General features: G+C 48.9%; 9 protein-coding genes. 7 read left to right on the top strand and 2 right to left on the bottom strand.

The window, feature by feature from the left end:
* Positions 1 to 78 precede the first annotated feature (78 nt).
* The gene (locus JW881_11620; GenBank protein MBN1698154.1) at positions 79 to 846 is read right to left on the bottom strand and encodes a hypothetical protein; all 768 of its coding nucleotides are present in this window, start codon (positions 844 to 846) and stop codon (positions 79 to 81) included.
* Between the two features lie 192 nt (positions 847 to 1,038).
* Here JW881_11620 and JW881_11615 point away from each other — a divergent pair, with 192 nt between their 5' ends.
* From JW881_11615 to JW881_11600, 4 genes are all read left to right on the top strand, one after another.
* Complete coding sequence (locus JW881_11615) at positions 1,039 to 2,619, top strand: PAS domain S-box protein (protein ID MBN1698153.1); 1,581 nt, start codon at positions 1,039 to 1,041, stop codon at positions 2,617 to 2,619.
* Between the two features lie 234 nt (positions 2,620 to 2,853).
* A complete protein-coding gene (locus tag JW881_11610; GenBank protein ID MBN1698152.1) occupies positions 2,854 to 3,654 on the top strand; it encodes a methyltetrahydrofolate cobalamin methyltransferase in 801 nt (266 codons plus the stop codon).
* Positions 3,655 to 3,931: 277 nt separating this feature from the next.
* On the top strand, positions 3,932 to 4,561 hold the full coding sequence (locus JW881_11605; protein MBN1698151.1) for a cobalamin-dependent protein: 630 nt from the start codon (positions 3,932 to 3,934) through the stop codon (positions 4,559 to 4,561).
* A gap of 4 nt (positions 4,562 to 4,565) precedes the next feature.
* A complete protein-coding gene (locus JW881_11600) occupies positions 4,566 to 5,903 on the top strand; it encodes a hypothetical protein (protein MBN1698150.1) in 1,338 nt (445 codons plus the stop codon).
* 113 nt (positions 5,904 to 6,016) lie between these two features.
* Here JW881_11600 and JW881_11595 read toward each other — a convergent pair whose 3' ends face one another.
* Positions 6,017 to 7,537 carry a hypothetical protein gene (locus tag JW881_11595; GenBank protein MBN1698149.1) on the bottom strand — a complete coding sequence of 507 codons (1,521 nt, stop codon included), beginning with the start codon at positions 7,535 to 7,537 and terminating at the stop codon, positions 6,017 to 6,019.
* Positions 7,538 to 8,031: 494 nt separating this feature from the next.
* Between JW881_11595 and JW881_11590 the strand changes: the two genes are divergently transcribed.
* From JW881_11590 to JW881_11580, 3 genes are all read left to right on the top strand, one after another.
* Complete coding sequence (locus tag JW881_11590) at positions 8,032 to 9,513, top strand: endo-1,4-beta-xylanase (GenBank protein ID MBN1698148.1); 1,482 nt, start codon at positions 8,032 to 8,034, stop codon at positions 9,511 to 9,513.
* A 123-nt stretch (positions 9,514 to 9,636) separates the two neighbouring features.
* Positions 9,637 to 10,404, top strand: coding sequence for an ABC transporter ATP-binding protein (locus JW881_11585; protein MBN1698147.1), 768 nt, complete (start codon positions 9,637 to 9,639; stop codon positions 10,402 to 10,404).
* Between the two features lie 3 nt (positions 10,405 to 10,407).
* A complete protein-coding gene (locus tag JW881_11580; protein MBN1698146.1) occupies positions 10,408 to 11,991 on the top strand; it encodes a hypothetical protein in 1,584 nt (527 codons plus the stop codon).
* Positions 11,992 to 12,038 lie beyond the last annotated feature (47 nt).

The raw sequence follows: 12,038 nt of genomic DNA, 5'->3' as shown, positions 1-12,038 counted from the left end.
ATCTCCATCCGACTCACACACGGAAGAAGCCTTTTCCGCTTCATTTATCCCGGTTGTCTCGCGGGCGTGCGATATACGTTATTCGGTTGCGGTTCTCCACCATTGGTAATGGATCGTATTGAGTTCCTTTTCCGACGGGAACGGATAGAACAGGGTTTCCCGGTTGTCGGCGAGAAAGAAACCATTGTTTATCGTTCTATAGATAAAACTCTGGGATTGGATTCTGTTCACCGTTTTCGTATGCTTTTGCGATTCCCGTTTGACCTGCATGAGGCATTCTCTCAAATGATCGATTTGCGAGTACGGAAGATCATGAATACTCCCGTTCTCCGGGTCGTCCGCCAGTTCACCGAGTCTCAAGTCCACGAAACAAATTTTCGGAACATAAATTTTATTATTGCTGTCGGTAATGAACCGTGCGAATTTGAAAGGATCCAGGCTGCTCGCGATCCGCGGGTGTACGGGGACTATTTCCTGGTACAGATAGCATTGACGGTCGAATGAGGGCAGGTCCCGGTTTTTCTCGAGTTTCAGGACGCGACCGGATTTTGTCGCCAGATAAAGATCCTTGACGGCCTCAAAAGGAGTTCTTTCCAGAACACGGTAAATTGAATAATATATGGAATGTTTCGGTTCTCCGTCCTCATGAGAAACACAACGGCTTTTCACATCCGAGAGATCGAACACCTTGCCGCATACATCCATATCGACTTCAAAAAATATCGCTTCCTGCCAGCTTTGCCTTTTTTTCGTACCGGTTGCAAGATAATTCCCGAACTCCTCAGGAGTCAGCATAGAAGCGATAAGAGCCTCCGGATACATCGACACATAGAGATAAATTCCCATAACAGCACTCCCTTTTCAAAATTATATCATCCTATTGAACAGTAAAGCAAAATAACACCTTTAGTCAAGAATACGGATTCGTTTTTATTCATATGATTATCCTGCAGTACGGCAGTGAAATTATCGCGAAAATTTCCGGTATTTATTGACTATTTTACAGATGCTGCTACACTATAGATGTATAGGGTGTAAATGGACGATTTTACGGATAAATCTTTTACGGCGTTTCAACCATTTTTCGATCATCTCTCGGATATCGTTCTGTTTCATGACGATTCATTCACCATCAGATGGATGAATGAAAGCGCAGGTGAGTATTTCTGTCTTTCTCCTACCGAAACGAAAGGAAAGCTGTGTTACACGGTCCTCATGCATAAAGAAAAGCCGTGCACCGGTTGTCCCATGCGCACGTCCATCGCAGCCGGAAAACCTGAAAAAGCCGAGTTTCCCGGCATCGACGGCAGGATGATAACGGTAACGGGAATACCGTACGGCGATGAAAGATTTTCCGGTGCGCTCATGCTGATACACAATAAAACCGACGAAAAAGATGAAATCAGCTTCCTGCACAAACGTGAAAAAATGTTCAGACAGCTCTTCGAGAACCTGAACGAAGTCCTGTTCCTCCGCTCGAACGACCGCTTCGTCTATATAAGCCCTTCGTTCGAGAAAATATGGGGCATACCGCGCGAGACACTCTACTCAGACCCCTCGGTGTTGTTCGGGAGTATGCATCCCGAAGACAGAGCCCGTATCGCATCATACTATAACATGAATGTCTTCCGGTCGTATAAGATGATCGATGAACAATACAGAATAATCCGGCCCGACGGCGAACTGCGATGGATCTCCGCAAAAAGCCTCCCCATAAAAGACGATACGGGGAAATCGGTGAGCCGAGCGGGGATCTGTGAGGATATAACGGCCCGCAAACTCATGGAAGCCGAGTTCAAACTGCGGGAGAAATACCTCGAGAATATATTCAATCAGATGCCGTATCCGATCGACATCATGGACAGTTCAGGAACGATCATTATGGTCAACAAAGCCTTTCTCGAGGTCTACAATATACCGAGCCCGGACGATATCGTCGGTAAATTCAACCTGTTCAGTGAACCGGTGGCGAAGTCGTCGGGGATCCTCGCCTATATCGAAGAGGCCTTGCATGGCAGGACCGTTTTTATTCCCGAAATGAAAGTTCCCGTATCGCATATCAACAAGGAATACGGACTCGATATCCGTACCAATCTCATTTTCGAATGGACCATATTCCCCCTTTATTTGAACAACGACAAACCTATCGGGATTGTCATCATCCGGAGGGACGTCTCGGAAGTCGTCGGGAACAGGGAGGAACTCGAAAGAAAAAACATCGCCCTGAAAGAAGTGCTTGCACAGATCGAACTCGATAAAAAGGAAATACACGAACAGGTCAATCTGAATGTGGAGCAGCTTCTCATACCCGCAATTGACAGGTTTATCGGAAAGGTATCCGACAATGACGAATTGAGAAAAGCCGCTTTATCCATCAAGGAAAGCTGCAGACAGATATGTTCTCCCTTTGCACGGAATCTCAAAGGCCGCCTCATGAAGCTGAGTCCGAGGGAAATCGAACTCTGCAATCTGATAAAAAACGGTCTCACCAACAAGGAAATCGCCCGCGTACTCAATCTCTCCGTTCTCACGATCGAAAAACACCGCTACAGAATTCGAAAAAAACTCAACATCGTCAACAAGGAGATCAATCTGTACACCTACCTCTCCAATCTCTGACCCGGAATATTCATGAACACGAAATGTTTCTGGTATGCGGTATATTTTTTTGCGCCATCGGGCGTCCCGGTTCTCTTTCGTCATTCCCTGAGGGCCACATTATTAGCAGCGTGCCGACACTTGACATCATGATGATATAACGATACCCTAACGTCAATATGCTCGGCCGGCCGTATTGCCGGCGGGCACGATAACATACGGTCGAACAACAAGCTTCACTAAAAGGGAATTAACATGAAAATAATCGGAGAGAAAATTAATGGCACAAGGCAGCGTGTAAAAAGCGCGATCTCCGCCAGAAACGCGGTATTCCTCCAGGACCTTGCCCGCAAGCAGGCCGAAGCCGGCGCGAGCTGGCTCGATATCAACGCGGGGACACTCCCCGAGCGTGAACCCGAAGACATGGTCTGGCTCGTCGAAACCGTTCAGGAGGCGGTCGATATTCCGCTTTGTCTGGATTCGACGAATCCGGCCGCACTTGAAGCGGGTATCAGGGCGGCGAAGCTGACACCGATGATCAACTCAATCAGCGGTGAAGCGTCCAGACTGGAGGAGATTCTTCCGCTTGCCGCCGGTGCGGGTTGTCCCGTTATCGCCCTTGCCATGGACCATATTCAGATACCGGAAACATGCGGTGAACGGTTTGCGATTGTTCAGAAGGTCGTCTCGGCAACACGGTCCTCCGGTATTCCCGACCAACAAATCTATATCGATCCCCTTGTCATGGCCCTCAGCACCAATATCGAGAGCGTCAATGTTTTTATCGAAACCTTGAAGGCGGTCCGCGCGGAATACCCAGATATACATTTCACAGCCGGTCTGAGTAATATATCTTTCGGTTTGCCGGCGCGGTCATATATAAACAGAACCTTTTTGACACTGGCCATGGTAGCCGGCCTCGACACCGCGATTATGGATCCGCTCGACAGGGAACTGCAGGCCGCCATTCTCACCACGCAACTGGTTCTTGGCCGTGACGATTATTGTCTGAACTTCACCCAGGCATACCGGGACGGTGTTTTTTCAGACAGGTGACCGATAACTCCGCCTCCTTTTCGTGCGTATTGCTTTTCATAGCATATCGGTCTATACGCGGCATAGCCTTCTACGGATAGCGGAACCCGATATCGCCGTGAGCGTAACGATATTGCGTATGGTTCATTATACACGGCGAAAAAAGACATGCCTCTCGCGCGATGTGCGGGTAAGCGGTCCAGCCGGCCGCCTCAACGGAGGCGGTTCCTCAAGGTAATCGACCCGGAGAGCCGCGGAGAAAGCTCGAAAGGTTTTATTATTTAAAAAGGAGGTTTGTATGTCAAAAAAATTGATTAATGCGATCGCCGATATGAAGGAGAAAGAAGCCGTTTCCATAGTCGAAGAAATGGTGAAAAACGGCTCCTCGCCAATGGCGATCCTCGATGCGGTGAGGGAAGCGATGGATATAGTCGGTCGACGGTATGAAAAGGGGATATATTTTCTCCCCGAACTTATCCTCGCCGGAGAAATGATGAAAAAGATAAATGGAATCATCAAGCCGGAGATGGAGGCGGCCGCGCCGAAAGGGGGGCGTGGGAAAATCCTCATGGGAACGATTAAAGGAGATATCCACAACATCGGCAAGGACATCGTCACCTTTATGCTCGAAGCGCACGGTTTCGAGGTCCTCGATCTCGGTGTGGATGTTCCTTTTGAAAAATTTACCGAGGCAATCCGTGATTTCAAACCAAACGTTGTCGGTCTCAGCGGATTCCTTACCCTCGCCTTCGATGCCATGAAAGAGACGATCACCGCAATAAAAAACGCCGGGCTCAGGGACAATGTCAAAATCATGATCGGCGGGGGCCAGATCGACGAAAAGGTAAAGACATACACCGCGGCTGATGCCTTTGGAAAAGACGCGATGGCTGCCGTAACGCTTGCGAAAAACTGGATAGGGGGGTGAGACGATGGAAACAAAACAGATGACTTCAGAAGAAAAACAGGACATGATGTTCAATCGATTGCTGTCACCGAAAGATCCGCAGGGCAATGACCTCGCATTCAAAAGTCCCGAAGCAAAAAACAATTATACGGCAAGCATCAAGCGGATATGGGATGCGATCAGGCTAAAAAAACCCGACCGGGTTCCCGTGACGATATTCCCCAGTATGTTTCCGATCAACCACGCGAAGATGACGGTCGAGGAAGCGATGTACGATTACGGCAAATGCGTGTCCGCTTTCAGACAATACACTCTCGAGTTCAGACCCGACGTCCAATGGGGCGCAGCGGCACCCGGGCCGGGAACATTTTTCGAAAAACTCGACTATAAACTGTACAAATGGCCCGGACACGGCGTCGATCCGACCCACTCGTATCAGTGTGTCGAAGGCGAATACATGAACGAGGACGAATACGATGCGCTTATCACGGACCCCTCGTTTTACTTCAGGAATTTTTACCTTCCGCGGGTATTCGGGGCCCTGCAAGGCTTTACAATGCTTCCGCCGTTCACCGGCATTCTCGAAATGTACGGCCTCGCTTTCAGTTTCATACCATTCGGTCTGCCGCCCGTCCAGAACACTTATAACAAACTCTTTGAAGCCGGTGCCGAAGCCCTCAAATGGGCCGGTGCGATGGGCGGATTCGATGCCGAGATGACGAGCGAGGGTATTCCGAATATCCTCGGCGGATTTACCAAGGCGCCCTTCGACACGATCGGTGACACCCTCAGGGGCACCAAAGGCATCATGCTCGACATGTACCGCCGACCGGAAAAACTCATCGCTGCCATGGAAGCGCTCACACCCATCATGATAAACATGGGTATCGCTTCCGCGCAACAGACCGGAAACCCGCTTATATTCATTCCGCTGCATAAAGGCGCTGACGGATTTCTCTCCGACCAGCAGTTCAGAAAGTTTTACTGGCCGACCCTTCAAAAAGTCATCCTTGGGTTGATCGACGGCGGATGTGTACCGTTTCCCGCCGCCGAGGGTGCATATAATACACGGCTCGAGATCATAAAGGATCTGCCGAAAGGCAAAACCATGTGGATGTTCGATCAAACCGACATGGCGAAAGCCAAGAAAATCGTGGGCGACAACATCTGTCTCTTCGGGAATGTATCATCCGCCATGCTCGAACTGGGAGACCCGGATGAAGTGAAAGAGTACGCCAAACGCCTCATCGATACAGCAGGGAAGGACGGCGGGTTCGTCATGGCGAACGGGGCGTTCTTCGACCGTGCAAAACCGGAAAATATAAAAACACTGATCGAGTTCACAAAGGAATACGGTGTATAGTAAAAGAGGTCCTCTTTTGTTTCCGTGACGGTACCGTCATTTTCCTGTTCCTTTTATAACCGGGAGTGATTTTTTTTCGAAAGCAATATCCAACCCTGAAACCTTAGCCGGTTTCAGGGTTTATAGTGAAAAAGATCATTGAGTCTGTCTTTATTCCCGATACTGTCCTGCCCGTCTCCCCCGAACAAATAAAAAGCACCGTTTTCGCCCAACCAAGCTATCGGATGATACCGCGTTCCGGGAATTACGGAACCCGAGGGCACTCCTATTGTACCGTATACCCCATTCTGATCCCTTATATCGCTTCCGGACATCCACGTCCAGTCGATCCCGTCGAACTTCCACAGATCGTTGAGTCGACCATTGTTTCCCTCACTGTCATAACCAAATCCTCCGAAAAGCCATATCGTATCTGAATCATCGATCCAACCGGAGCAACCATATCTGGCTCCGGGGATATTCGTCGCCGATCCGGCACCTTTTACTCCATATATACCGATTTGCCCGCCCGTATCGTTTCCTGATATCCACGTCCAATTTGATCCGTCGAATCGCCACAGGTCATTGAGATTATATTTTGTCGTGGTTCGATCATACCCATATCCCCCGAACAACCACAAATTATCCGAAGCATCAATCCAGCTTACCGCGTTGTATCGTGCCCCGGGTATATTCGAGCCGGATGCAACACCTTTGCTTCCATACACACCGCTTTGACACCATATATCGCTTCCGGAAATCCATGTCCAGTTCGTTCCGTCGAACCTCCACAGATCATTGAGATGCCCATTGCTGCCTGCGCTGTCATACCCATACCCCCCGAACAACCACAAATTATCCGAAACATCGATCCAGCTAATACTCCCATATCGGGCGCCCGGAATATTTGCCGCGGAAGCGACGCCTTTTGTGCCATATACCCCACTTTGACCTCCCGTGTCGCTTCCGGAAATCCACGTCCAGTTCGTCCCGTCAAACCTCCACAGGTCATTGAGATTGTTCTTGCTTGATGTGCTGTCATAGCCATATCCGCCGAAAAGCCACAGGTTGTCGGAAGTGTCAATCCAGCTTATACTCCCGTATCTGGCTCCCGGAACATTCAAACCTGAAACAATGCCTTTGGTTCCGTACACCCCGCTTTCGCACCATAGATCGCTTCCTGACACCCACGTCCAGTTTATTCCGTCGAATCGCCACAAATCATTAAGATGCCCGTTATTTCCGAGACTGTCGTATCCGGATCCGCCGAACAACCAAAAATTTCCCGAAACATCAGTCCAGCCGATACCGTAATTTCTACCACCGGGCATATTGGCCGCCGCGGCGACACCTTTTGTTCCATATATACCGATTTGCCCGCCCGTATCGCTTCCGGATACCCACATCCATGTATCGTGACCGGTATCGGGTGTCGGTTCTATTGTCGGCTCTTCCGTCAATTCCAGTGTCGGTTCCGGTGAAACATCCGGAGTATTTTCAGGATCGGAGGTCGGTTCTCCTGTAGACTCCGGAGTCATGGTACTATCCGGATTTTCTTTCGTCTGTTCATCCAAAAAAGGATTATAGAAGGCGATATTGCACGAAAATACGCATGTAAATAGCAGAGTCAGCCATACGATTTTTTTTACGTTCACCACCAATCACGTCCTCTTTTCGGATGGCCCTATTCTTGAAACAATTTTCGTGTTTTTTTTCTTGTATAAAGCGGCTTTTTAGCTAAACGCCGTATCCCGTTATAAATATACTACCCGTATACATCATGATTCAAGAAAAAACATAGTTGCATCACCGGATATAAAAATATATCTTTTTATTACATCCTGATGAAACGGTTTTTTTGTCGCTATAATGTTTTAATGCGCTGAACAATATGCACGCCCGAGACGGGACCGCACATATTTCCATCAGCGTACACCCCTCTTTCTACCCCGTTTTCATGTATACCGGGCCCATAACACGAAGTTTTATCCGGACAGACGACTCCTGTGTTTTGCATTTCCCGGTGGAATATAACAGTGTATTTTATTTTGTTTCCGTTTCTATTCTCTCCACATCCTTGCATAATTTCCCCCGATTTCTTATGATTTATTGTATACATACCTTTTATGAATTCAGGAGGTGGGATACGATGAATTTATATACCCGGTTATCGGTATTTCTCTTATGTCTTGTGATGTCGTCTGTTGTTTCGAGCTGCGTGTCGAAACCGGTACAGGAAACACATACCGCGGTTCCCACGTCGACTCCGGTTCCTCAAAAAACCACCACGGGCGATGTTTCGACAAAGGCTCCCGAAACCCCGGCACTCGATATCACCCTCGAACCAAAAGGCGACAAATATCTCGGTAATATATGGTCCACCAGCGTCTCCGAAGATCCCCTGTTTTTACAATTATGGAACCAGGTTACCCCGGAAAACGCGGGGAAATGGGGTTCGGTCGAAGTAATTCAGGACACGATGAGGTGGCAGCTTCTCGACAATGCCTATAATTTCGCCAAAGCCAATAATTTCCCGTTTCGCCTTCACACCCTCGTCTGGGGCAATCAGCAGCCCGAATGGATTTCTTCATTATCCCCTACCGAACAGCTCGAAGAAATCGAGGAATGGATGGCCCTCCTTTCGGACCGGTACCCCGACATCGATTTTATCGATGTCGTGAACGAACCGCTCCACGCACCGCCGTCCTACAGAAACGCCCTCGGCGGAAGCGGGAAAACCGGCTGGGACTGGGTGATCTCATCGTTTGAATTGGCAAGGGAATATTTCCCGGGAGCCTCCCTTCATCTGAACGACTACAGTATCACGTCTTCGGAGGATGCGACGACGACATATATTAATGTCATCGAACTCCTCAAAAAACGCAATCTCATCGACGGCATCGGTCTGCAGGGGCATTTTCTCGAAAGAATTCCGGTCGCCACGATATCGAGGAACATGAATCGTCTTGCGGAAACCGGCCTTCCGGTCCATATAACGGAACTCGATATCGATCTCGGTAACGATTCGATTCAGGCAAAACGCCTGAAAGACATCTTTACTTTTTTCTGGGAACATGAAGCGGTAAAGGGAATCACAATCTGGGGATACAGAGAAAAAATGGTCTGGCGGAAATCCGCGTACCTGGTACGCGACGACGGCAGTGCGAGGGAATCTCTGAAATGGCTTTCAGCCTACCTGAAAGGGGAGGATTACGAGATTCCGCCGCCGGCAAAAGGAATGCGATACGGAAGCCCGGACGGCATTCGCATCGAAGCCGAATCATTCAATGACGCCAAAGGACTGGAAGCCGATAACGGCGTCATTACCGGCTGCGGGGCGGGAGACTGGGTTTTGTACGAAAAAGTGTTCCTCATGGCGGGATATTCCCGTTTACGGATATCGTATACAGGCGTATCCGAGGTACCCGGAAAGATACTGGTAAGACTCGATAAGCTCGAAGCGGATAACGCGGCCGCTATCGAAACAAAGTTCTCCGGCGGGCCGCAATCATTTATTGAGGGCGAGACGGCATGGAAAGGAGTGGAAGGGATGTTCGACGTTTATCTTGTATTCGAAGGGGCTGAGGATATCGGGAATATCGATTATCTGGAATTCTCTTTTTCAGAATGAGGGGGCACCACCCGATACGGATCAAACGGATCGTTTAGCCGCGTACCGGCTAAACAATCTGTTTTGCGGGGTAGACATACCGTACCGGCCGCATGTATACTCTCGTCGGCGGGGATAATAAAAATGATCGAAATCAGGAATTTCAGCAGATCTTTCGGCTCCTTTCGCGCGGTATCGGGAATAACACTGAACATAGAATCGGGTATGATTTTCGGACTGCTCGGCCCGAACGGCGCCGGAAAATCCACAACCGTGAAAACAATCACCGGGGCGATAAAACCGACGGAAGGCCGGATAATCGTCGACGGACTCGACATCACAAAGGATCCCGAGAAAGTAAAAAGCAGGATCGGATATGTTCCCGAGAACCCGGATGTTTTCCCCAATCTGACTGGGAGGGAATACCTCTTCCTCACCGGCCAATTGTATCACATCACGGGGGCGAATCTCAGGGCGAAAATCGAAGCCCTCCTTCGGCGGTTCGAACTAATCGACCGGGCCGACGAGCAGATTGCCTCCTACTCGAAGGGGATGACCCAGAAACTCGTCATAGCCTCCGCCATCATGCATAACCCCGCAAACCTCATTCTCGACGAACCGCTTTCCGGACTCGACGCGAAATCCGCAGCGATTCTCAAGGAGGTGATCCGCTCTTTCGCCCGTCAGGGAAGAACCGTTCTTTTTTCTTCACACGTGATCGACGTGGTCGAAAAACTCTGCGACGAAATAGCGATCATGAACGGGGGTACGATTCTCGCGACGGGAAAATCCGAAACGATCGTAAAGGAATCGGGATGTGAAAACCTCGAATCGGCCTTTATCAAACTGACCGGAGAAACCGATGTGACAAAAGAAGCTGAAATCATCGTCTCCTCCATACAGGAAGCGTAACCGGTGAATATCGATGTTTCGCAGGTTCTGACGATTATCCGGTATACTTTTCTTCAGGAAATCCGCCATAAAAAACGGATTACAAAAACGCCCTCATATGCTTCGATCATCACCCTGCTTCTCATGTACGGGTTTTCGGGGATGATGTGCGGGACCGTCTGTTCGAGGACGGCCGATCTCTATACCGCCGCCTTTATATCCTCGACCTTTTTTATGGTCCTCATCGCGAACTTCATTCTCCTCGAGTTTCCGACGCTTATTACCGGACCGCAGGATTTTATCTTTTATTCGACGAAACCGGTAAGCTCGACGACGTATTTTCTCAGCAAGATTGGGCTTCTCTTTCTTTTCAATATCCTCTTTTTTATCGCGTTTTCCGTTCCGTTCGGCGCCGTATTATTCGTTAACGGTATGTTCGGCGTTGATGAAACCGGTCTTTTCCTTTCGATCTTCGAAAGCGGGATTGTCATCAGCCTGATCATCGTTAACATCTACGGACTTGTTCTAAAAAAGATCCGGCTTTCGATAATACGGGCTGCGGCCGGAATCGTCAACATGATTCTTTTTTTCCTTATTTACGGCGGATATTTCATGATGGCTTCTTTTATCAGGAATATCTCGTTCATCTCGATCCCCCTTCTGCCGTGGTTCATATTGCTTCCGAACACGTGGGGTCCCGCACTCTATAAACTGTCATCCGGCCCGGCGGCAGTTTTTTCTTTTATCCTATCGATCGCCGTCATACCGCTGTTTTTTACCCTTTCCCGCACGATCATTTCCACCCGCTACGCGGAACGATTGTCCGAATTGTCTCATGTACCCGCTGTGAAAAAAGAATCGGCAAAGGCGTACCCGCTGTGGTTCTGGAAAAAATCTCCCGAAGGGGCGGCCGCGACCTTTATGATCAGACACAGCTTCAAATACGACGCCCAGTTCCGCATGGGCATTCTCGTCATTATTCCCGTTACCATTCTCTATTTTATCATCGTTATCTTTGTGAACTCAGCCACCCTCGTCAATCCCTTTTCACTCCGGGATATTTCCGAATTTGTCGAAACAATTCTCCTTTATGTGGCGATCGGTTTTTTTCCTTTTTATATAAAAACGGCGCTTCTCTACAGCATCCATGCGAAAGCCAGCTGGATTCTTTTCACGTCCCCCTACGACAGGGTCTCGCTGGTCGTTACCTTAAGAAATTTCGTTCTGATTTACTTTATCATTCCCTACCTGCTCGTTTTCATGACAACCTATATGTTATTCACCGGACTGGTCTGGGAAATAATCAAACACTTTCTGATCGTTTTTTTACTCGCGTTTGTCCAGACCGATATATTCATGCTGTTTTTCGCGGAACTTCCCTTTACGAGACTTCCACAGCGCGGCCGAAATATGCTGAGTATCCTGTTCCGTCTCATGTTCTCACTCATCCTTCCTTTTCCCATGATCGTCTTCGTCGCCTTTTTTTATCCGTCGCCCCTCTCCTTCTGGCTTCTTGCCGCCGGTCTGCTTATTATTTCGGGAATCCTCGATATCACCGGGAGAAAAAGGGCCAAAACAAAACTCCTGAAACAGGAATACCGTTATTGATATACTGCGGTAATGAAAGGCATCATTGAAAACATGAAGACAGCCGC

It is taken from the genome of Spirochaetales bacterium (assembly GCA_016930085.1).
In the GTDB taxonomy this organism is placed as follows: domain Bacteria; phylum Spirochaetota; class Spirochaetia; order SZUA-6; family JAFGRV01; genus JAFGHO01.
This window is presented reverse-complemented; position numbering and strand designations above follow the sequence as displayed.

What these genes read in the sequence shown, in the direction of transcription:
- JW881_11620 (MBN1698154.1), bottom strand. Translation starts at nt 846, where the DNA reads ATGGGAATTTATCTCTATGTGTCGATGTATCCGGAGGCTCTTATCGCT.
- JW881_11615 (MBN1698153.1), top strand. Translation starts at nt 1,039, where the DNA reads ATGGACGATTTTACGGATAAATCTTTTACGGCGTTTCAACCATTTTTC.
- JW881_11610 (MBN1698152.1), top strand. Translation starts at nt 2,854, where the DNA reads ATGAAAATAATCGGAGAGAAAATTAATGGCACAAGGCAGCGTGTAAAA.
- JW881_11605 (MBN1698151.1), top strand. Translation starts at nt 3,932, where the DNA reads ATGTCAAAAAAATTGATTAATGCGATCGCCGATATGAAGGAGAAAGAA.
- JW881_11600 (MBN1698150.1), top strand. Translation starts at nt 4,566, where the DNA reads ATGGAAACAAAACAGATGACTTCAGAAGAAAAACAGGACATGATGTTC.
- JW881_11590 (MBN1698148.1), top strand. Translation starts at nt 8,032, where the DNA reads ATGAATTTATATACCCGGTTATCGGTATTTCTCTTATGTCTTGTGATG.
- JW881_11585 (MBN1698147.1), top strand. Translation starts at nt 9,637, where the DNA reads ATGATCGAAATCAGGAATTTCAGCAGATCTTTCGGCTCCTTTCGCGCG.